This window comes from Pseudoalteromonas sp. US3C1004, assembly GCF_048401065.1.
GTDB lineage: Bacteria > Pseudomonadota > Gammaproteobacteria > Enterobacterales > Alteromonadaceae > Pseudoalteromonas > Pseudoalteromonas undina.
The window spans coordinates 2,478,778-2,499,131 of record NZ_CP183073.1 but is presented as its reverse complement, the minus strand read 5'-3'; the positions used below and the strand labels follow the sequence as shown (position 1 = coordinate 2,499,131).

The following is a 20,354-nucleotide window of genomic DNA, read 5'->3' as shown; positions in this document are numbered from 1 at the left end:
TAAAAAAGGAAGTGAGCATGCAGTTATTTATGGTGTATTTAGGTGGGCGTATTCAAGGTTGCCACATAGAAATGCACGACGTACGCTTTGTGGTAGGTCAAAACATTGAGCAAACTTATAGCAAGCTTAAAAGTCAGTGGGTAGGCGACAAAAATAGCGTACACATGGATAGCTACATGGCGGTTAATCACATTGATGGTTATAAAGTCGAGGTAGTTGATAGTTATGTAGAGCAAAATAAGCAGCTTTATTTTGTTAACTTAGGTGCTTACAGAAGCGACTCACTAGCAGAGCAACACGACTTTGCTTTGTATGTTGCCAGCAGTAGTGAAGAAGCAAAACAGCGCGCTAAAAATGATTTACTAGCAGGGCTTAGCCATCTACACAAAGATGATTTACATGATGTTGATGATTGCTTTGCTATAGATTTACTCGATAGCCAGCTTAATATTAAACTAACCCCAAGTGGTCAAGCACAAACAATTAAACCTGACTGGTTTGGTTATCATGTATTATAATAAATGAGGATTTATTAAGTTTATTAGGATGTTGTGTGAAAAAGTATGCGTTTATACTTTTGCTAGTTGGCTTAAGTGGCTGTAAATCACTGTCAGGTTTACCGCCCGTTGTTGATTTAAATAAACTGGTAAAGCAAATAAAAAACGCTCCTACTGACGTGGTTGCAATTCACAAGCAAGCACAAAAAACACACCGTTCTATTAAGGCACAGGTTGGTAGCGTAAAACAGCTTTTAGCCGCATTAGAAAGCGTTGTTGGGCGCAAGTGGGGTAAACAAAACACTCAGCAACCTAGTGCCAAAAAATACGTAAAATACAGTAATGATTACCAAGCTCGTGCCATTATTGATTTTGAGCAAGGCACTGTAAAAGTAGAAACCATCGCGTTAAAAAATACAATAAGCTTGTTACAGCAGGCCATTGTTATGACTTTACTGACCTCTAGCGATCCCGATAAAACCGATATTTTTACCAGCGAAGCGCCAATTTTAGAAGGCGAGCCGTTTTTATACCAACAAGTGCTCGATCAAGATAAGTTACCCATAAAATATAGCTGGCGTGCTAATCGATTTGCGCGTTATTTAGTAAATAATAATTTAAAAAAGCAACGTCAATATGGGCACGTTATTTCGTCGGTTAGCTTTGATTTAGTAGAGCAAAATGCTCATTTAAGAAAGCAAAAGTACAGTGCTTATGTGCTGGCGGCTGCAAAAAAATATCAAATATCGGCAGCACTTATTTATGCCATTATTGAAACCGAAAGTAGCTTTAATCCACATGCGGTGAGCTCATCAAACGCCTATGGATTAATGCAAGTGATCCCGGCTACCGCAGGGCGCGATGTATACCAAAAAATAAAAAAAGTACCTGGGCAGCCAACCAAAGCAGTATTGTTTAATCCAAAATATAATATCGATATAGGCAGCGCCTATTTAAGTATTTTAAAAAATAACTACTTAAACAAAATTAGTACCGACAAAAGTAAGCACTTTGCCATGATCTCGTCTTATAACGGCGGGGCGGGTAATGTACTGCGCATATTTAATAAAAATAGAAGTGTGGCGTTTTCACAAATAAACCAGCTTACTGCAAGCCAGTTTTATAATATTCTCACCACTAAGCACTCACGTGCAGAATCAAGACGCTATTTATACAAAGTCACTAAAGCAGAAAAAAACTATCAGTAACTTATTTACTCATCATTTTCTTGTTGTTCACTTTTGGCTGCCATTTTAAAGGCTACTATTACTAAGCCAAACATAGCAAATGGGATTGCAGCTAACAAATACTCAACCAAATGGCTGTCTTGAAAATTAGCCTGTAGCAAGAAATGCCCTGCAACACACATAATAATAACCACCAAAAGGATGGGCAGTAACATAAGTTCTTTTTTTGCTGAGTGGTTTTTCATTCGCTGTTAGGTATTAAAAAATAATGCGCTATTGTAATGAGCTTAATAAAGCTTGGCAAACAACACAGATTTTTTAATGACTATTAGGTATGATTAACATCAAAGAAAAGCTTAAAAGTAGTGGTTGGGAATAAAGTGCAACAGAGTTTAAAGCAAGTTTACCTAGTGGGTGGAGCAGTGCGAGATAAACTGCTAAACATACAATCAAAAGATAATGACTATGTTGTTATTGGTGAAACGCCAGAGACAATGGAAGCGCTCGGATTTTTACCCATTGGCAGCGATTTTCCAGTTTACTTACACCCAAACACTAAAGAAGAATATGCACTAGGGCGCACTGAGCGTAAAAGTGGTAAAGGTTATACCGGCTTTGTGGTGGATGCCAGCCCAAACGTAACTCTTGAAGAAGATTTAGCACGCCGAGATTTAACCATTAACTCTATGGCACTAGACGAAAACGGCACCATTATTGATCCTTTTAATGGTCAAGCTGATTTAAAAAATAAAATACTGCGCCACACCACACACGCATTTGTAGAAGACCCTGTTCGGGTATTGCGTATTGCTCGCTTTTTAGCGCGTTATGGTAGCGACTGGTCTATTCATCCAAGTACTACTGCATTAATGCATGAGCTTAAAAATAAAGGCGAGTTGGAACATCTAGTACCAGAGCGAGTCTGGCTTGAAACAGAAAAAGCGCTTGGCGAAAAACACCCTGAGCTTTATTTCCAAGCATTAGATGGGTTAGGTATTTTTCCTGAAATAGAGCAGATGAAAAACACCCCGCAGCCGGCAAATCATCATCCCGAGGGCGATGTGTTTGTCCATACCATGCTAGTGCTTAGACGAGCAGCCGATTTAGGCTTTAACCTAGAAACGCGGTTTGCCGCCTTAACCCATGATTTTGGTAAAGCACTAAGCTATAAAAAACGCGGTAATTTACGCGGCCATGAACGTGAAGGGGTTGCTGTAGTTGAGGCGTTTTGTGAACGTTTAAAAGTACCTAATCGCTTTCGTGATATAGGCGTGCTTACCAGTGATAACCATACCCTTTGCCACACGCTTGAACAGTTAAGACCGCAAACTATTCATAAATTAATCGTCACTAATTTAAATGCGCTAGTGCATCCAGAGCGTTTTATTGCCTTTACTCAAGCGTGCCAGTGTGATGCACAAGGACGAGGCGAAACGCTGGTGGATAAGCCCTATCCACAAGCCGCTAAATTACGTGCTATTCACAACGAACTACAAAAAATGGATAAAAAACAGATAGTGCAAGACGCGCTTAAAAGCGGCAAAAAAGGCCCCGAAATAGGCGAAACGGTTAAGCAGGCTGAAATAGACTGCATTAAAGCGTTTTTACAGCTTAACTAATGGGGCGGGGGTTAAGCCCTTGCCTGCATCGCATGCTTTGTAGAAGCTTTTGCTCTTTTTAGAGCGCTTGCTGGTGATTGTTCATTCGCTGTATTTGGGCGATATAAATCAAGAATAAATTCTATTTCTTCACGTTCTAATAATTCGTTCATAGTTTTTCCTCCTAGAGAATAACCGTTACCTTAAGATTGAACGAATGAATTAAAAGTGAATAGTTACATTTGTGCATAACTTAAATTGTAACTGACAGACTTTACGAGCAAGCGATTTATAGCTAAACCGCTTTATTTAATTACTCAAAGGCAAGCTCACAGTAAATACCACCCCATTACCTTGCTCATTATTGTGCGCCGTTACTGTACCTTTGTGGTAATCACACACTAGTCTTACAATATAAAGCCCTAAGCCTAAATGCGGTTGTTGCTGCATTTGTTGGCTGCGCACCGATACCATAGAATCAAAAATATGTTCAGTAAGTCCCTCAGGCAATAAAGTACCTGTATTACTTACCGTTAATGTTGCTTTGCTTTCATTTTGCTTAAGGCTGACTTCAATTGCAGTGTTAGCTTCACTAAATTCCAAGGCATTATTAATTAGCTTATCGAGCAGTTGCGCTATAAATTCAGGGGCACCTTGCATCAACAGTGTGCTTTGGCAAATGTTGAGTGTAAAGAACTGGTTAGGATAAGTAAGTTGGTAGCCCTGCATACAGCCACTAATTACTTTTTGTAAATCAAACTGCTCTGGCTCATTACTTTGAATACTTTGCTCAAGGCGGGTTGCCTCGCTCATGGTGGTAATTATTTTTCCTAAGCGCTCAACCCCTTCGCTAGCACGTTCAAGGTATTTTTGACTCAGTTCACTTTGCTGCAAGCTTTGTAAGTTTTCAAGAGATGAACGGACAACCGCAACCGGTGTGCGCAGCTCGTGAGATAAGCGCGACGACATATTTTCTAAATAATCGGTATAGCCACCAAGTCGGCTCACTATATTTGAAAAGCTACGCGACAGGTCGCCAATTTCGTCATTGGCATCGCTGTAATTTATATGACCTGTTACTCGTCCTTGGGCATCAATGGCTTGCTCTGCTGTGTCTCGCAGTCGTCTAATACGGCTCGATATACGCGAAGCAAAAAAGAACAAAGTGGCTGTGCCAATTAACATGACCGCTAAAATCACATTAAATAGTTTTTCCAGCGATTTATTACGCAGTGTACGCACGCCATTGGTGGTTTCTTCAGCTATAACTGCCCCAATAACCTTATCCTCGATCCAAATAGGATACGCAGCCGATAATATTACCGCTTTGTTATCGGGAGTGAGTCGCCAAGACGAGGCCGGTTTGCCTTTAAGTGCTTTGGCTAAATGAGCGCCTTGCATTGAAGCTACATCGTGTAAAGTATCTATAAATTCATCTTCAGGACGCGTTAAAATTTTATAATACAAAGGATGTAAATAGGCTTGTTCAAAGCGCTGCCACGCAGTTTTTGGCGCTTGATTTTTTAGCCCATCGGCCCATACCCCATCGGCATTTTGAATACTGCCCGATTGCGCTAATACACGGTGATGATTATCGACCACCCAAATGCGACTGCCGCTGTGGCCCATGCCTTTTAATATACGGTTTATTTCAGGGGAGGGCACCAGTACCGAACCTAAATCATTCGGGTTATTTAAGTTCGATGTAGACATTATACTAGGGGTTTGGTTTGGTTGTTTACTATCAACATCGGCAATGGCAAATCCCAGTTTATTGCCAAGCATACTCAAAGGAAAGCGCAGCTCAAGGTTGTAACCAGTGTCAGTTTTTTTAAAGAAACCCTGAATTTTAGTAAAAGGCATTTTACTATTGGCATCAAATGCGTTGACCCAGCCATCTTGGCGCGGAGCAATAATATAAGTATTAAATTGCCCATCAGGGTTTTTTAGGCCAATTTTTACATAGTCATTATTGGTAATGCTGAGGCTGTTTTTGGCACGGTAAACTAAAGCATCGTCAGTGACGTTAAAGAGCGCATATAAGTAATTATCAAACTTACCCACCATGTGGCTAAATGATAAGTTGCTCAGTTGATGGTTATCATTGGCTGTTTGTAAGTAGCGTTTGTCATAAAGCCAAAACAGCGATTGGTAAGCGTCCCAGTCGCTGAGTTTACCATCGAGTTGAATTGGACTCTTTAAATTATAAGCATAGAGATCGCGGCCTTTTACAACTTGATCTAAAAAGTTGGTTTGTTCGTCAAATAAAGCGGGGCGTTCGTGCAGGGCCGTTGCCAGTGCGCGTGTAGTACCTACGAGCGTTTTTTCTTGGCCTTGGCGTAAAAACTTTTCCATTTCCCATACATACTCGTAGCCTAACCATGGCAACAAAAACAAAAAGCATGAAAGTAAAATAAATTTACTGCGTAGGCCAAATCTCAGCATGTGGGTTGCTCCCACCTGTAACCCATGCCATACACGGTATCAATGCAGTCAAACTGGCTATCGAGTGCTATAAACTTTTTGCGAATGCGTTTTACATGAGAGGTAATGGTGCTGTCGTCTACATAAATTTTAGCATCGCTCATTAACTCATTACGGCTTTTAACGTGGCCAGGTCGTTGGGCGAGTGAATGCAGCATCCAAAACTCAGTTACGGTTAAATCAACCAACTGTTGCTGCCAAAGCACCTGCATGCGTTGCGTGTCGAGTGTTAGTTGACCGCGAATTATTAATGCGTTGGCATCGGCGGGTTGCTCTAATGCTTCCATGCGGCGAAATAGCGCACCAATACGCGCGGCTAAATGCGCTAAGCTAATATCTTTGGTTAAGTAGTCATCGGCGCCCATGCGCAGGCCGCATACGGTGTCTATTTCGCTGTCGCGAGCGGTTAAAAAAATAATTGGTAAGGTTTTAGAAAGTGAACGCAGTGTTTGGCACAGTAAAAAGCCGCCATCTATTTCATGGCCTAAGCCAATATCAACAATGGCTAAATCGGGGAGTGCTTCTTTAAAAGCGACTTCTGCTTGAGGGCGGTTTTCATAACCACTTACCTGATAGCCTTGAGCGCTCAGCATTTCTATGTAGTTTTCGCGAATGGCAGTTTCATCTTCAACGATAGCTATTTTTTTCATTTTTTAATTACTCATATTGACTTAGGCGCACTATAGCGAAGTTTTTGCGCTAAGTAAGGTTAAAAACACAATTGCCATTTTTTTGCCACAATTGCTCAGCAGTTTGCCATTTTTACTCCCCTTTATTGCCACTTCATGGTGTTTTAATACAGCTATTGAAATTACCAATACAACGCAAGTGCCAACCAATAGCTTGCCAACCATTATTAATAGTAAGGAATAGATCATGAAGAAAACATTAATCGCACTCACACTTGTTAGCACTTTTTGTACGCCAGTATTTGCTGCGGATACCCCATCAAAAGAAGCAAAAAAAGAAACAATTGTTGGCCTGAGCACTGGTGCCATTATTGGGGGTGTTGTTGGTGGGCCAATCGGCGCGTTTGTAGGCGCATTTGCTGGTGGTTTGATTGGCGATGCCAAGGTAGCTGAGCAAACTATTGCTGAGCAGCAGCAAGCTTTAACTGTAATGGCAGAGAAAACCAACGACTACCAGCATGTACTTAATCATAACAGTCACCTAGAGGCGCAACTTGAACTACTGGCGCAACAAAATGAGCAATTAACTCAATCGCAGCTTAATAATTTATTGGCAATGACGGTGCAATTTAAAACTGGATCTAGCGATATTGCTCCTCATTTTGCCAAGCAGCTTGATCAATTGGTAGCGTTATTAAAAAGCCAACCGCAACTCGCACTCGATTTAAGTGGCTTTGCCGATCAGCGCGGTGCAGAGCAAGCGAACTTATTACTGTCAAAAGCCAGAGTAAACGCCGTACAAAGTTACTTAATTAAACAGGGGGTTAGCCATACACGTTTAAGCGCACAAGCGTTTGGCGAGCAGCAAAGCATAGCAAACAGTAACACCCTTGAAGATAACTTTTTTGACAGACGCGTTACTCTCACTACCCGTGCGCTAAATCAAACGACTGACCAAACAGCAAGCAATTAATCGCAAGGCGTTCGAGGGAGTGATTTATGTTGAGTAAACCCACCAAAGTGCTTACCAAGGTAAGCCTTTTTATTTTTATTATTATCGTGCTTTTGGCCAGCTTTAAAAGCCATGCACAGTCGCCAAAACTATCCTTGTTTGATAGCCAAGGAGTGGCGGTTAACCCTGGGGTTATTTTAAAAAGCGATGCAAAAATGACCCTAACAGGGCTAATTAATCGTGTTGTAGTTACGCAGCACTACATAAATGAAAACCCTTTTGCCGTAAATGCACGTTATGTATTTCCTTTACCCGATGAAAGCGCCGTGCAAGCAATGACCATGCGCATTGGCGAGCGAGTTATCAAAGGTAAAATAACAAAAAAACGCCAAGCTGAAAAACAGTACCAAGCTGCCAAAAAAGCAGGCAAACAAGCTTCATTGTTGCGACAGCAACGTGCAAATATGTTTATTACAAATGTGGCAAATGTAGGGCCTGGAGAAGAAATAGCTATAACGCTTGAGTATCAAGAGATTATTGATTACCAACACGGAATCTTTGCGATTCATTTTCCAACTACAATTACGCCACGCTATCATGCAATAACAGGGGAAGTTAACGATGATCAAGATAAGCATGCGATAAAAAACGCTAATGCACCTTCGTTCACTCCACAGGGTTGGTTAAGCCCTGTTTACACAAAACAAACCAATGAGGCGGCAAATGCCAGCGATTTAAGCTTAACAATTAACATGGATATAGGCTTAGAATTGGTTGATATAAACGCTAAGTACCATCAAGTTAATATTGAAAACCCTGCATTTGGGCAATACAGCATTGTGCTAAAACCACAGCAAGCCATAAATAGAGACTTTGTACTTGAGTTTAAGCCACTACAAATAGCGCAAGCGCAAGCTGCACTTTTTACTCAGCAAGCACAAAATGGTGAGCAGTATGCGTTAGCAATGCTAATGCCGCCAAGCGATAGCTTTACTCAATCTCAGCGTTTACCGCGTGAAATGGTGTTTGTAGTTGATACTTCGGGATCTATGCATGGGCAGTCTATTGAACAAGCTAAAAAAGCGCTGTTTTACGCATTATCATTATTAGATAGTGATGATAGCTTCAATATTGTCAGTTTTAATAATGAGGTTGCAGCTATGAGTGAAACCCCATTAATTGCCAGTGACTTTAATTTACGTCGCGCAGAGCGTTTTATTTATAACTTACAAGCCGATGGCGGAACTGAAATAAAAGGCGCACTTGATGCAGTACTCGATGGTACGCAGTTTGAAGGGTTTGTACGCCAAGTTGTATTTTTAACCGATGGTAGCGTAAGTAACGAAGATCAATTATTTAAACATATTGCGCACACCTTAGGTGATAGCCGTTTATTTACTGTGGGCATTGGTAGTGCGCCTAACCGTTATTTTATGCGTCGTGCCGCTGATATAGGCAAGGGAACTTACACCTTTATAAGCAGTGCTCATGATGTGCAGCCGAAAATGCAGCAGTTGTTTGATAAACTTGCTCACCCGGCTATGACTAATTTGGCGTTGACAAATACAAATGGAGACAGCTTAGATTTTTGGCCCTCACCTTTGCCTGACCTATATTTTGCTGAGCCCATTATGGTGGCCATTAAATTAGATAATACCGATGCAATTACTTTTACGGGGCAAACGGCGCATGGGGAGTTTAAGGTTAAGCTTAATCCGCAAGCAAGTTCAAAGGCCACTGGAATTGATAAGCTTTGGGCACGTCAAAAAATAAAGTCGTTATTGTTATACAACCAACAAAGTGTTGTAAAACAGCAAGTGCAGCAGCTCGCGCTTGAGCATCAATTACTTAGCCCATTTACTGCGTTTATTGCTATAGAAGAGACGACCATAAAAGAAGTTGCTAAACAAAGCACACAAGTGGCTAATGCTATGCCACAAGGAATGACCATGCGCTTGCCGCAAACTGATGGGCAAAGCAAAGTGCATATTGTGTTTGGAGTATTATTGCTTCTAGGTGGTCTTTTGTTAGTGAGGCGCTGTAAATGAAAAAGTGGCTAAGCATAGGTTTACTAGCCTTGGGGCTGAGCTTGTTTGGCCATGGTGTATACATGCAGGCAAAGGCGTGGCTTGCACAAGTGTTAATAGAGCAAGCTTGGCAAACGACCCTTAAATCGCCCAATAAAAAAATTAAGCCGTGGTTTTATGCTGATAGTTACCCCGTGGCACAAATAATATGGCCAAAGCATAATAAGCGACTAACCGTGCTTGATGGTGCAAGTGGTAGAAACTTAGCGTTTGCGCCGAGCCACTTTTTACCAGCTGGGGAGTTAGGTGGGGCTGATTTTGGTAACTCGCAAGGAGCACTTATTGCTGGCCACAACGATACCCACTTTGCGTTTTTAAAAAACGCTAAAGTGGGGGAGCAATTTTCTCTACAACTTAAAAATGGCCAAGTGCAGCATTATTCAGTAACACACGTTGAGGTAATTCATCAGTACAACACCGATTTTTTGCAGCAATCAGGGTTGTATTTATTAACCTGTTACCCTTTTGATTCACTGGCCTCGGGTACTGATTTAAGATGGTTAGTGTCGGCAGAAATATCCTCACCCGAAGTTGAGTTAGGAATATCGACCACTAGTTCTTGATGGTGTTGACTAATCATTACGCCTATAAATACCACAAATATGCTGATCCACTGGCCAAGAGTCAGTACTTCGTTAAGGATAATGGCTGACAAAATTAAAGTGAAAATAGGGATTAAATTAGAGTAAGCCGCGGCGGTTAATACCGACACTTTACTAATCGCATAGTTGTACATGCCGTACCCACCCAAAGTAACACAAGAGCCTAAGTACAAAATGCTCATTAGTGCGGTTAAATCGTGTTGGTTTTCACTGGGTAGGTCAATAAATAATAAAAACGGAGCAAAAAACAAACTACCACTCACGCCTTGCAGAGCAATCAATGTGAGCGGGGAGTAGCGGTTAGCTAAATGTTTTATACACACGGTATAAAATGCCGCGCACACCATGGCCATTAATTCTAAAAAATTCCCCAGTAATGGGTTTGGAGCTTGGCTTGAGCTGGGTGAAAGTAGGGTCAGTAAAATACTGCCGCCAATACACAGCGTAAAACCCACCACAATAGCTTTACTAATATGCTCTTTGAGCATGAAAAACGCTAAAAATGCCACAATAATGGGTAAACAAGAAACAATCACCCCCGCCTGAGATGCTGAGGTGTACTCCATTGCGTGGCCTTCAAATAAAAAGTACAAGCACGGCTCAGCCAGCGACATGCCTAATAAGTACTTCCAATCGCCTTTTAAATATTCAAAACGAATTACGTAACGCCATAAACATAACGAAATCAGTAAAGTGGTGAGCATACGTAAAAATATCACCAAGGCAGGGTCATAAATCGCAATCGCGTATTTAAGTGCAATAAAGGAGCTACCCCACAAAAAGGTGGCAATAATTAAACATAAACTGGCAGGCATAAGGTGTAATTTAATCGGTTGAATATAGTGCGATCCTAGCATGCAGAGGGGGTGATTGAATATTTTTTACTTGTTCAAAAATACCGAACTGGTATAAATAAATTCATCATTTATTGCGCTAAGTAAAAAACATGCAAAGGGATCAGGTCGTAGTTGTAAAGCTAGGTACAAGCGTACTCACTGGCGGTACCGATAAGTTAGACAAAGCACATATGGTGGAACTTGTTCGCCAATGCTGTGAGCTAAAAAAGCAAGGTCATCACGTTATTTTAGTATCAAGCGGTGCGGTTGCCGCAGGTCGCGAACAGCTATTAAAACCCTGTGGGCGCACATTAATAGACAAACAAATGTTGGCCGCCATTGGACAGGGGCAGCTCATTCATATTTGGCAAAGCTTATTTGCGTTGTATGGCATTAACGTCGGGCAAATGCTACTAACGCGCGCCGATGTTGACGACAGAGAGCGCTATTTAAATGCACGCGATACCCTCAATGCCCTATTAAATTACGATGTAGTGCCGATCATTAATGAAAATGACGCAGTTGCTACTAGCGAAATAAAAGTAGGTGACAACGATAACTTGTCGGCATTGGTGGCTATTTTAGCCAATGCCGATAAGTTACTGCTACTGACCGACCAACAAGGGTTATTCACCAGCGATCCGCGCACCGACATTAACGCCACCTTGATTGACGAAGTTACCCATATTAATGATGAGTTACGCCAACTTGCGGGTGGCAGCGGTACGAACCTAGGCACAGGGGGTATGGCAACCAAATTACAGGCCGCGGATATTGCCAGAAGAGCTGGGGTTGAGGTGATTATTGCCAAAGGCGCTGATGAAAACGTGATTTTAAAATGCATGAGCGAGCAATTACCAGGCACCCGTTTTTTAAAACTTACCGCGCCTAAAGATGGCCGAAAAAAATGGTTATTGGCAGGGCCTAAAAGTAGTGGCCAAATTTTAATTGATGCCGGTGCGGTGCATGCATTGCAATCTAAGGGGGCTAGTTTACTTGCTAAAGGTATTACGCGTGCAATAGGTGAATTTGAACGTGGAGATTTAATTAACTTAATTGATGTAAACCAGCAAATTATTGCACGGGGGTTAACGCGCTTTAGCCATCTTGAAATCGATAAAATAAAAGGCGCACATTCTAATCAAATCAGCCATTTACTTGATTACGATAGCGGCGTGGAAGTGCTACACAGAGATGATATGGTGGTGTTGTAATTAAGCACTTTTTTAACGATATAGCGCAACGTATAATCCGCTTATAGTGTTGCGCTTTTTTGTGTTAAAATCTTGCACCTTAAATTTGTTGTAAAGAGTATTGAAGATGAAATTAGTTCGCTGGGTTTTAGGTTGTATCATCTTATTTTTTAATTTTGTTTTTACGCCGCGTAGCAAAAAACGTGATCCGCAAGAGCAAACTAAGCTTGATCAGCAAACCGCACAATTTAAGCTCTATCAATTCAAAGCATGCCCTTTTTGTGTAAAAGTGCGCCGTTCAATTAAGCGTGAAGGCTTAAAAATTGAAACACGCGATGCAAAAAATGATGAGCAATACCGTCAAGAGCTATTAGAGCAAGGCGGAAAAGTTAAAGTACCTTGTTTACGTATTGAGCAAGATGGCCAAGTAAAATGGCTTTATGAATCAAACGATATTATTGCTTACTTAAACAAAGTAGCCGCTTAAAATATTTATTGGTATTTCATACCATCTCACTTATTAAAAGAGACATTACCATGACAATTCGTACCCGTGTTGCTCCGTCACCAACAGGTGACCCGCATCTTGGCACCGCTTACATTGCCTTATTTAACTACTGTTTTGCTAAACAGCAAGGCGGTGAATTTGTACTTCGTATTGAAGATACTGACCAAGTTCGCAGCACACCAGAATCTGAACAAGCCATCATGGATAGCTTACGCTGGTTAGGCCTTGAGTGGGATCATGGTCCTGATGTAGGTGGTGAATTTGGTCCATACCGTCAATCTGAGCGCAGTGATTTATATAAAAAATACGCTCATCAGTTAGTTGAAGACGGCAAAGCATTCTACTGTTTCGCAACCAGCGAAGAACTGGACCAAATGCGTGAAGAACAAATGGCCGAAGGTCTGCGTCCTAAATACGATGGCCGTGGCTTAAACCATACAGAAGACGAAATTAAAGCAAACCTAGCTGCTGGTAAACCGTACGTTATACGTATGAAAATCCCAAGCGAAGGTACCTTTAAGTTTAACGATTACCTACGCGACGAAATTGAGATCCCGTGGGAAAACGTAGACATGCAAGTGCTATTAAAAGCGGATGGTTTTCCAACGTACTTTTTAGCTAACGTGGTGGATGATCACCATATGCAAATTAGCCACATTTTCCGTGGTGAAGAGTGGATAAACTCAGCGCCTAAGTTATTAAAACTGTATGAAGATTTTGGTTGGGAAGCACCGGTACTAGGTCACTTACCATTATTGCGTAATCCAGATAAATCAAAACTGTCTAAGCGTAAAAACCCAACGTCTATTAATTACTACAAAGAAATGGGTTACTTACCAGAAGCGGTACTAAACTACTTAGGCCGTATGGGTTGGTCAATGCCTGATGAGCGTGAAAAGTTCACCCTTAATGAAATGATTGAACATTTTGACATGAAGCGTGTATCGCTTGGTGGCCCAGTATTCGACGTAGACAAGTTAAGCTGGTTAAACGGTATGTGGATCCGCGAAAACTTAACTGATGCAGAGCTAATGCAGCGTTTTGTTGACTGGAAATTTAATGGTGACATGCTGGCTAAAGTCTTACCTGAAGCTAAAACGCGTATAAATACACTCTCTGACATGGTTGATTTAGCAGGGCACTTTGTAGGCGGCATCCCGACCTACGACCCAGCGCTATTAACAGCCGGTAAAGCTGACGAAGATGTTATTCGCCAAGCATTACAATTTTTTGTATGGCAGTTAGAAGGCTTACGTAGCTTTGAAAAACCAGCTATTTTTGCAATTGCAAAAGAAGTCGCTACCTTCCACGAGCTTAAAATTAAAGACTTCTTAGAGCCTATATTTGTGGCTATTACCGGCAAAACATCGTCTACCTCGGTATTAGATGCAATGGAGATTTTAGGGTCTGACCTATCGCGTGCACGTTTACGTGTTGCGTTGGCTCATTTAGGTATTTCTAAAAAGCAGGCTAAAAAGATAGAACGCGCATACCGCGATTACCCAAGTGCGTAATCGCGTATACAGATTCAAAAGCCGCTTAATTTAAGCGGCTTTTTTGTGCCTGTAGTTTTAAGATGGAGTTGCCAGCATAGGGTAAGTAAATAAGAAAAAATGAAACACGTTAACGAGCCAATGACATAAAATGGCCCATTCTAACCGGCTTGTTTTATAGTAAATATAGCCATATCCAAAACCTGCAACGGCCGCCACAAGCATATAATGAGTACCCGCTGAAAAGTGTGCCAGTGAGAATACACAAGTACTGATCACCGGTGCGAGCAGTGCAAACCTGCTCGGGGTTATTAGTTTTGAAAGCTTAGTTTGTATCACTCCCCTAAATAATGCCTCTTCTGCAACGCAGGTAAAAAGTAGGTTGATAGCTATAAATAACAACCAAAATTCAGGTACTTTTGGCGCAAATTCAACAAGGTTTAACGTTAAAGCAGTTATAAGCGCCGCTAAAATAGTGATAATTATGATTAAAGCAGGGTAGCCGATAGTTATTGGCTTTGCCGTTTTGTTTTTTGCAAAAAAATAAGCGCTCAGCATTAAACCCGCTAATGCTTTATCAAAATTAGCATACAAGGTAAATGCAATTGCGTTACTGGTGACTTGTTCATTAACAACAATTGGCAGGTTATTAAAACCCGCAAACCAGTGTAAGGCCAACCCGAGTGAGGCTATTATAAATAAAGACGTTAGAACATTACGTTTTAACGCTGAGGTTGCCAATAGCATAAAGTGAAACAATCCCACATAAACAGCTATAACAGCAACCGCGTTTAAATTTATATATTGTTGATAATAGGCAGTAATAACACTTAGCAGCAATAAGTATTGCCATAATGGTTGGCGAAATACAGTGAGTTTACACTGTGGGAAAACACATAAAATAGCGGCAGCTAAAAAGTAAAAAGTCATTGGCAAATACAGCTTGTTGTTTGATAGAGGGAAATGAGTGAAAATGAATCACATAGCGTTATAGTCTCAATTAGATAATTTTGAGCTATTAATAATTATAGGCTTGTCCGGTACAAATAACGGCTAAATCACAATTGTAGCGGGATACTGATTGGCACTGCTCTAGTGTAAATGCATTGCCACCTAAATAAAGCACATCATTTTTAAGGGATTCTATAGCTTGTGATTTCAAACGGTTATAGCTAATTGAGGATGTTTGCGTATCATCTGATACATCGCAGCTTTCGCCTTTTATTCCACCAAGGGGGCTTGCACCTCTATCGAGAGCGTCTTGTACACTGTAAAACTGCTCTAGGCCACGTTTTTTAATGTGGCTTGAAACGTGTTCTGATAAAACCTCGTCGTCGATATTGGTTGTGTAAGTAATGTTATTACAGCCAGTTAATAATGAAACCGCGCATATTAATAAAGAAAAATACTTCATTAGTTAATCCCTTAAACTCGTATTTGCCTAATTTACTTAGTTAATTAGCGAGTTGCAAATTATCATTTTTCGCCTTTATTAAACAGATTCGACCTCTCAAGATTTTTTTTCTGGTAGTATAGCTAGGTTATAAGCAGTTTAAGCAGTGAACACACTATGTTAAGTCCTTACTATCAGCAGCATGCTGATTATGTTTCAATTTCTCGTGAGCAAGGTTGTCGCTTTGCTAAATGTGTAGCCGACGACTACAACCCGCTTCATGATAAAGACGCTAAAAAGTTTTGCGCACCAGGAGACTTACTTTTTTCTCTAGTGTTAGACCGCTATGGCATTAGTGAGCGAATGGAGTTTACCTTTGCCGGTATGGTTGATGAAAATACCAAGCTAAATTTTCCAGAACAACCAGGAGAAGAGTTTGATGTAAACCATGGCGAAAAAGTAATTTTAAAGGTTAAACGCGACGGTAAAACCAGTAAATGCCCAACACTTACAAACAGTCTAATAAAAAATTATGTTGAGTTCTCAGGTGCTGCGTTCCCGCATGTAATTATTCCTTTAATGGGCAAGCAAGAGGTAATGATAAACCCTGCGCGCCCTATGATTATTTATGAATCAATGATAATTAATCTTAATAACATTGATATTAAATCACCGACCCTAGAGTTTGCAGAGCCAAGCTTTGAATACGCTGGTAAACGCGGCAAAATAACCTTGCGCTTTAATTTATTAGAAAACGGCGAAAAGGTGGGTTTTGGTGAAAAACACATGGTGGTATCGGGTATTCGTGAATACTGTCAAAGTACCGTAGATGATTTAATTGCATTTTATAATGAGCGTAAAGCCACATTAAAACCGGCTTAAATACTTCATTTTACTTAGGCGCTATTTAGCGCCTTTTTTATTACTTAAGCTCAGGTATAATAGCGTTCTTTGTTATTTTAAAGCCAAGCTTATGTCTGCCACATCGTTCTCATCACTAGCCCTAGACCCGTTACTATTAACTGCAATAGAGCAAAATAATTACACTACGCCTACCGCCATTCAGCACAAAACGATACCGCCAATTTTAGCGGGCAAAGACGTTATGGGCAGCGCTCAAACTGGTACTGGTAAAACAGCCGCTTTTGTTTTGCCGCTATTACATAAGCTTTTAAATTCCGCTAAAAAAGACGAACCAGGCATTGCCCGTGTGGTTATTTTAACGCCCACTAGGGAGCTTGCTCAGCAAGTATTTGCAAGCTTTGAAAAATACGCACAAGGTACAGATATAAAAGGTGCACTTGCCTATGGTGGCGCAAGCATTGGCCCACAAATCAAAGCACTTAAAACAGCGCAAGTAATAGTGGCAACGCCAGGGCGCTTACTTGATCATATAGTGAAGGGCAGTGTGGTGCTTTCAAGTGTTGATTCGTTAGTATTTGATGAAGCCGACCGTATGCTTGATATGGGTTTTATTGACGAAATTAAACGAATACTGCGTCACATCCCAGGCGATCGTCAAACCTTACTGTTTTCCGCCACCTTTGATGACAGTGTATTTGAGCTGAGTAAAAAATTGCTCAAAGACCCTGAGCTTATTGAAGTCGATAAGCGCAACTCTGCTGCTGTAGAGGTTGAACAAGTTATTTACGCAGTAGATGAAGACAGAAAGCGCGAACTGGTATCGCACATGATTGGCATGAAAAACTGGCGCCAAGTACTTATATTCACCCGCACAAAACAAATGGCCGATAAGCTTGCCAAAGAAATGTGTAAAGATGGTTTAAAAACCGAATCTATTCATGGTGATAAATCACAAGGTGCTCGCGACCGCGCATTACAAAACTTCAAAGAAGGCAGTACGCGTGTTTTAGTGGCCACCGATGTAGCGGCGCGCGGTTTAGACATACCGGCACTTAAATACGTAATTAACTTTGAATTGCCATACATAGCTGAAGATTATGTGCATCGTATTGGCCGTACAGGGCGTGCTGGCGAGCAAGGTTTAGCGATGTCATTAGTGAGCTTAGATGAGCAATGGCTGCTTGAAGAAATTGAAGTATTGCTTGATACCCGCTTAACACCACAATGGCTAGAAGGTTACGAGCCTGATTTAAACAAGCCCCCTAAAGATAACCGTAAAAACACCAACAAAGCGCGTAAAGATCGCGATAAAAAACGTATCACAGGGCAAAGAGCGCCAAATAGAAGACGTAAATAAAAGCTTAGGACTTCACCTAACAGGCAGCTAAGAGCGAGATATAGTCATTCAGGTGAGTTGTGATTAACTTAATAAGAATAAGAGGAAGCTTTCCTCTTTTTTACATGTTTATATGAGTTACAGAAAGCATAATATTTATAGCTGGCAATCACTTATACTATTTTCTATTAATGTAAGTTCACAAAACAAAGACGTTTTCGCGCTAAAATAGGGAAAGTGTCCTCTGATAAAGTTGTTATAAGTAAAACGGAGGTTCCGTGGGAAGCAAAATACCAAGTGCTAGATTAACTAATAATAAAATAGTAAATGTTGTATGTTATGAGAAAAACCCACAAGGAAAAATTAGTTGTGCAACTGTTGGATGTAATGCAGAACTTTCTTTTGTTAGTAGACATCCAAGAAAGTGTGCATCAAAAACAATAGAGATCCCACCTTGTTTTCGTTTAAAGCCTAGTGAGATTCATGCGAGTGGATGTAAGTACAACATTTCAGGGGCATTGAATATTATTGCTAAAAGCTCTCAATCAGAAGTATTTCAAGCGATATCGGATAAAAAATATGAGTTTAGGTTACATGTGCTAATCAAAGCACTTCGTGAACTATCAAGTATTGAAGTGGGTAAAAAGTCTGAGGGTTGGGGATCTGGTAATGAAAGTGACAAATCATATTCCAATAAAGGTAATCTAAGTAACTATTTACGTACCTTAAAGCAGATAATTGAATTGAGAGTTCTTTGTGAAAATAATAACGAACTCAAGTCTCTCATTGTTTTAAAGTTTAAAGGTAAGAAAATTCCATGGTCTAGATTTTTCTTCGATAATGAAAACTTAACTGACTTTATTAAGTACTATGGAGGAAAAAAATACACTCTTCCTCTTTCCATTTCGGGGCTCATTTATAAAATATCAGAACCAATGGCAACGTTTCCTTATCATGTTGTTGAATTACATTCTCCGTTTGTTGAGCCTGACAGCAAAGGAGTCGTCAAAAAAACTGTGGTACAAATAGTCGTGAAAAACCCAGAGGTTATCAAATCGCTAGTAATTGGAGATGAGTATGTTTTCTTTGGGCAATGGTCTGTAAATGTAAAAGAATCTAAGAATAAAATAGGCCCCAGAAACAACACGCTAGTGTATCAAAACATTAAAATGTATATAAGTAATACGGACCACTTTGTTTCGAGCTGATTACTTATAACAAGGCGCTTAAACTGAAAAGAAACAGTGGGTTATGTTTCGCTTCGCTACACATTACAACCCACAATTTTAGTCCGCTTAACGCGGCGTTAACGTCCGCTCATGGCACTTTGCCAAAATGAAGCTTTGATAAAGTCCTACAGTTTAAACCTGACAGATCAAGTTAGTACTTATTAAAATAAACGAAGCTAACTACTTGAACCGGCTTATTTTATGTAGCTTATCATTCTGCCCGAACCCCGAACCCCGAACCCCGAACCCCGAACCCCGAACCCCGAACCCCGCAATTAAGCTATCAGTTTCTCCGCAAGGTTGAGTTCCATAATCGCTTTTAATAAACGGTATAAGTTAATTGACGCGTCAATTTCTTCTTTACGGTTGGTTAAGCTTTCAATATTTAAGCCCAGCGGTACACCTAAGTGGGCACAGCTTTTTAAAATCGAGTCGAGGTTTTCGCGACAAATACGCACCGATTCGCTTAATGTATTTTCCGAATCAAGCATGCGCCATTTAGTTGCCTCTGGCACTGAGATGCCTAGCCACTGCATAAACTCTAAGGTTTTTTCACCACCACAAGGCGTAAAGGTTAATATAATCCGATTAGGTGTCAGGCCTTGTGCTTTGCATGTGCGCGCATAACTGGTTATTAAATCTATGGTTGCTTGTGCGTTGTAAACGGCTTGAGAGATAAAAAACTGGCACCCTTGTGCTGTTTTTTCTATTAAGCGTTGGTGCTCGTTGCGCTTATTGGCATGGCGCTCAGCAATGGTTACACCACCTAAAAAGAAGTCTTCTGACTGCTCTGCTAGTGTTTTGTAGGCATTCGGTAAGCTCAGCTTTATATCACCCGCTGATGATGGGCTGCCCACTAACACTACGTTTTTTAAATCGTAGTCATTTTTAGTTTCATCTAACCACGCTTTAAACTCACTCACACCGCGCTGAGCTACACTTTTATAAGTAATTACATCAAGATCAGATAAGCCTCGTAAGAGTTGACTGTACTCGCGCGGATCAACTGTTTGCTTAAATGCAAATGGACGCGCTTGCTCTGTACGGCTGCTTTCATCTTGAATGTCATAAATAATCACACCGTCATATTCAATTTCGTGTAAACGGCCTAATAACTTTTCGGCAATGATTTTTAATTGCGCTTTATCAGTCCCAATTTTTGGCGGTGTTGTGCCAATTAGGTAAACACCTTGGTTGGTGTCCTGTATTTTTTCTTGAAGTGATAAAGCCATAATCCCCATTCCAGCTTAATTTGTGATGATGGATTTAATATAGCAGCCATTTAGACGTCTAGATAGATTTATTTATTGAGAGTTTCTCAATTAACGTGAATTATTTTCATAGTTAAATCTGAAAAGAGTTAACTGACACAGTTGTTTACATAATTAATAGGCTTAGGGCTCTTATATTTAATTACTTTACGGCATACTTAGTTTGGTAAATGTTTTAAAAATTGCTCAATTTAA

20 protein-coding genes are annotated in these 20,354 nt (G+C 40.6%); 12 read left to right on the top strand and 8 right to left on the bottom strand.

Annotated features, from left to right (window positions below; genetic code table 11):
• Window positions 1-17 precede the first annotated feature (17 nt).
• Both ACNSN3_RS11685 and ACNSN3_RS11680 read left to right on the top strand, forming a co-directional pair.
• On the top strand, window positions 18-518 hold the full coding sequence (locus ACNSN3_RS11685; RefSeq protein ID WP_010387662.1) for a DUF1543 domain-containing protein: 501 nt from the start codon (window positions 18-20) through the stop codon (window positions 516-518).
• Window positions 519-553: 35 nt separating this feature from the next.
• Window positions 554-1,705, top strand: coding sequence for a murein transglycosylase domain-containing protein (locus tag ACNSN3_RS11680; RefSeq protein WP_418607442.1), 1,152 nt, complete (start codon window positions 554-556; stop codon window positions 1,703-1,705).
• A 5-nt stretch (window positions 1,706-1,710) separates the two neighbouring features.
• On the opposite strand, the gene ACNSN3_RS11675 is transcribed toward ACNSN3_RS11680, so the two are convergent.
• Window positions 1,711-1,929: a hypothetical protein gene (locus tag ACNSN3_RS11675; RefSeq protein ID WP_036981490.1), complete on the bottom strand. Its 219-nt coding sequence runs from the start codon at window positions 1,927-1,929 to the stop codon at window positions 1,711-1,713.
• A 135-nt stretch (window positions 1,930-2,064) separates the two neighbouring features.
• Between ACNSN3_RS11675 and ACNSN3_RS11670 the strand changes: the two genes are divergently transcribed.
• On the top strand, window positions 2,065-3,303 hold the full coding sequence (locus ACNSN3_RS11670; protein WP_418607441.1) for a multifunctional CCA addition/repair protein: 1,239 nt from the start codon (window positions 2,065-2,067) through the stop codon (window positions 3,301-3,303).
• A gap of 11 nt (window positions 3,304-3,314) precedes the next feature.
• Here the strand turns inward: ACNSN3_RS11670 and ACNSN3_RS11665 are convergent, their stop codons facing one another.
• The 3 genes from ACNSN3_RS11665 to pdsR form a co-directional block, all read right to left on the bottom strand.
• A complete protein-coding gene (locus ACNSN3_RS11665; protein ID WP_008111127.1) occupies window positions 3,315-3,455 on the bottom strand; it encodes a hypothetical protein in 141 nt (46 codons plus the stop codon).
• Between the two features lie 136 nt (window positions 3,456-3,591).
• Window positions 3,592-5,727: a proteobacterial dedicated sortase system histidine kinase gene (gene pdsS, locus ACNSN3_RS11660; RefSeq protein ID WP_418607440.1), complete on the bottom strand. Its 2,136-nt coding sequence runs from the start codon at window positions 5,725-5,727 to the stop codon at window positions 3,592-3,594.
• Window positions 5,721-6,416, bottom strand: a complete 696-nt coding sequence (gene pdsR / locus ACNSN3_RS11655; RefSeq protein WP_008111124.1) for a proteobacterial dedicated sortase system response regulator — start codon at window positions 6,414-6,416, stop codon at window positions 5,721-5,723. Before pdsR ends, pdsS begins: the two co-directional genes overlap by 7 nt.
• Window positions 6,417-6,642: 226 nt before the next feature.
• On the opposite strand from pdsR, the gene pdsO reads away from it, so the two are divergent.
• Genes pdsO through ACNSN3_RS11640 form a run of 3 tightly spaced genes read left to right on the top strand, consistent with a single transcriptional unit; the run spans window position 6,643 to window position 9,997 of the window.
• Window positions 6,643-7,368 carry a sortase-associated OmpA-like protein PdsO gene (gene pdsO / locus ACNSN3_RS11650; protein WP_054201826.1) on the top strand — a complete coding sequence of 242 codons (726 nt, stop codon included), beginning with the start codon at window positions 6,643-6,645 and terminating at the stop codon, window positions 7,366-7,368.
• Between the two features lie 26 nt (window positions 7,369-7,394).
• Window positions 7,395-9,395: a marine proteobacterial sortase target protein gene (locus tag ACNSN3_RS11645; protein ID WP_138595639.1), complete on the top strand. Its 2,001-nt coding sequence runs from the start codon at window positions 7,395-7,397 to the stop codon at window positions 9,393-9,395.
• Window positions 9,392-9,997: a class GN sortase gene (locus ACNSN3_RS11640; protein ID WP_138595637.1), complete on the top strand. Its 606-nt coding sequence runs from the start codon at window positions 9,392-9,394 to the stop codon at window positions 9,995-9,997. Before ACNSN3_RS11645 ends, ACNSN3_RS11640 begins: the two co-directional genes overlap by 4 nt.
• Here ACNSN3_RS11640 and ACNSN3_RS11635 read toward each other — a convergent pair.
• Window positions 9,892-10,851: a DMT family transporter gene (locus ACNSN3_RS11635; RefSeq protein ID WP_418607439.1), complete on the bottom strand. Its 960-nt coding sequence runs from the start codon at window positions 10,849-10,851 to the stop codon at window positions 9,892-9,894. The two genes, ACNSN3_RS11640 and ACNSN3_RS11635, sit on opposite strands and share 106 nt — an antisense overlap.
• A gap of 131 nt (window positions 10,852-10,982) precedes the next feature.
• Here ACNSN3_RS11635 and proB point away from each other — a divergent pair, with 131 nt between their 5' ends.
• The 3 genes from proB to gltX all read left to right on the top strand — a co-directional run bounded on the left by proB (window position 10,983) and on the right by gltX (window position 14,087).
• Window positions 10,983-12,086, top strand: a complete 1,104-nt coding sequence (gene proB, locus ACNSN3_RS11630) for a glutamate 5-kinase (protein WP_138595635.1) — start codon at window positions 10,983-10,985, stop codon at window positions 12,084-12,086.
• A 106-nt stretch (window positions 12,087-12,192) separates the two neighbouring features.
• Window positions 12,193-12,552: a glutaredoxin family protein gene (locus ACNSN3_RS11625; RefSeq protein ID WP_008111110.1), complete on the top strand. Its 360-nt coding sequence runs from the start codon at window positions 12,193-12,195 to the stop codon at window positions 12,550-12,552.
• Between the two features lie 50 nt (window positions 12,553-12,602).
• Window positions 12,603-14,087 carry a glutamate--tRNA ligase gene (gene gltX / locus ACNSN3_RS11620; RefSeq protein WP_008111109.1) on the top strand — a complete coding sequence of 495 codons (1,485 nt, stop codon included), beginning with the start codon at window positions 12,603-12,605 and terminating at the stop codon, window positions 14,085-14,087.
• Between the two features lie 57 nt (window positions 14,088-14,144).
• On the opposite strand, the gene ACNSN3_RS11615 is transcribed toward gltX, so the two are convergent.
• Together ACNSN3_RS11615 and ACNSN3_RS11610 are read right to left on the bottom strand one after the other, a co-directional pair.
• A complete protein-coding gene (locus ACNSN3_RS11615; RefSeq protein ID WP_138595633.1) occupies window positions 14,145-14,996 on the bottom strand; it encodes a CPBP family intramembrane glutamic endopeptidase in 852 nt (283 codons plus the stop codon).
• A gap of 88 nt (window positions 14,997-15,084) precedes the next feature.
• Window positions 15,085-15,480 (bottom strand): hypothetical protein, encoded by a 396-nt coding sequence (locus ACNSN3_RS11610; RefSeq protein WP_418607436.1) that lies wholly within the window; start codon window positions 15,478-15,480, stop codon window positions 15,085-15,087.
• Window positions 15,481-15,636: 156 nt separating this feature from the next.
• On the opposite strand from ACNSN3_RS11610, the gene ACNSN3_RS11605 reads away from it, so the two are divergent.
• The 3 genes from ACNSN3_RS11605 to ACNSN3_RS11595 all read left to right on the top strand — a co-directional run bounded on the left by ACNSN3_RS11605 (window position 15,637) and on the right by ACNSN3_RS11595 (window position 18,867).
• Complete coding sequence (locus ACNSN3_RS11605; protein WP_016900441.1) at window positions 15,637-16,341, top strand: DUF3581 domain-containing protein; 705 nt, start codon at window positions 15,637-15,639, stop codon at window positions 16,339-16,341.
• Between the two features lie 91 nt (window positions 16,342-16,432).
• The gene (locus ACNSN3_RS11600) at window positions 16,433-17,680 is read left to right on the top strand and encodes a DEAD/DEAH box helicase (protein ID WP_109874202.1); all 1,248 of its coding nucleotides are present in this window, start codon (window positions 16,433-16,435) and stop codon (window positions 17,678-17,680) included.
• Window positions 17,681-17,937: 257 nt separating this feature from the next.
• The gene (locus ACNSN3_RS11595) at window positions 17,938-18,867 is read left to right on the top strand and encodes a hypothetical protein (RefSeq protein WP_109874203.1); all 930 of its coding nucleotides are present in this window, start codon (window positions 17,938-17,940) and stop codon (window positions 18,865-18,867) included.
• A 296-nt stretch (window positions 18,868-19,163) separates the two neighbouring features.
• Here the strand turns inward: ACNSN3_RS11595 and ACNSN3_RS11590 are convergent, their stop codons facing one another.
• Window positions 19,164-20,120 carry a methylenetetrahydrofolate reductase gene (locus ACNSN3_RS11590; protein WP_109874204.1) on the bottom strand — a complete coding sequence of 319 codons (957 nt, stop codon included), beginning with the start codon at window positions 20,118-20,120 and terminating at the stop codon, window positions 19,164-19,166.
• Window positions 20,121-20,354: the final 234 nt, after the last annotated feature.

Coding starts and splice junctions, on each gene's coding strand:
- ACNSN3_RS11685 (WP_010387662.1), top strand. CDS start 18: ATGCAGTTATTTATGGTGTATTTAGGTGGGCGTATTCAAGGTTGCCAC.
- ACNSN3_RS11675 (WP_036981490.1), bottom strand. CDS start 1,929: ATGAAAAACCACTCAGCAAAAAAAGAACTTATGTTACTGCCCATCCTT.
- ACNSN3_RS11665 (WP_008111127.1), bottom strand. CDS start 3,455: ATGAACGAATTATTAGAACGTGAAGAAATAGAATTTATTCTTGATTTA.
- pdsS (WP_418607440.1), bottom strand. CDS start 5,727: ATGCTGAGATTTGGCCTACGCAGTAAATTTATTTTACTTTCATGCTTT.
- pdsR (WP_008111124.1), bottom strand. CDS start 6,416: ATGAAAAAAATAGCTATCGTTGAAGATGAAACTGCCATTCGCGAAAAC.
- pdsO (WP_054201826.1), top strand. CDS start 6,643: ATGAAGAAAACATTAATCGCACTCACACTTGTTAGCACTTTTTGTACG.
- ACNSN3_RS11645 (WP_138595639.1), top strand. CDS start 7,395: ATGTTGAGTAAACCCACCAAAGTGCTTACCAAGGTAAGCCTTTTTATT.
- ACNSN3_RS11640 (WP_138595637.1), top strand. CDS start 9,392: ATGAAAAAGTGGCTAAGCATAGGTTTACTAGCCTTGGGGCTGAGCTTG.
- ACNSN3_RS11635 (WP_418607439.1), bottom strand. CDS start 10,851: ATGCCTGCCAGTTTATGTTTAATTATTGCCACCTTTTTGTGGGGTAGC.
- proB (WP_138595635.1), top strand. CDS start 10,983: ATGCAAAGGGATCAGGTCGTAGTTGTAAAGCTAGGTACAAGCGTACTC.
- ACNSN3_RS11625 (WP_008111110.1), top strand. CDS start 12,193: ATGAAATTAGTTCGCTGGGTTTTAGGTTGTATCATCTTATTTTTTAAT.
- gltX (WP_008111109.1), top strand. CDS start 12,603: ATGACAATTCGTACCCGTGTTGCTCCGTCACCAACAGGTGACCCGCAT.
- ACNSN3_RS11615 (WP_138595633.1), bottom strand. CDS start 14,996: ATGACTTTTTACTTTTTAGCTGCCGCTATTTTATGTGTTTTCCCACAG.
- ACNSN3_RS11610 (WP_418607436.1), bottom strand. CDS start 15,480: ATGAAGTATTTTTCTTTATTAATATGCGCGGTTTCATTATTAACTGGC.
- ACNSN3_RS11605 (WP_016900441.1), top strand. CDS start 15,637: ATGTTAAGTCCTTACTATCAGCAGCATGCTGATTATGTTTCAATTTCT.
- ACNSN3_RS11600 (WP_109874202.1), top strand. CDS start 16,433: ATGTCTGCCACATCGTTCTCATCACTAGCCCTAGACCCGTTACTATTA.
- ACNSN3_RS11590 (WP_109874204.1), bottom strand. CDS start 20,120: ATGGCTTTATCACTTCAAGAAAAAATACAGGACACCAACCAAGGTGTT.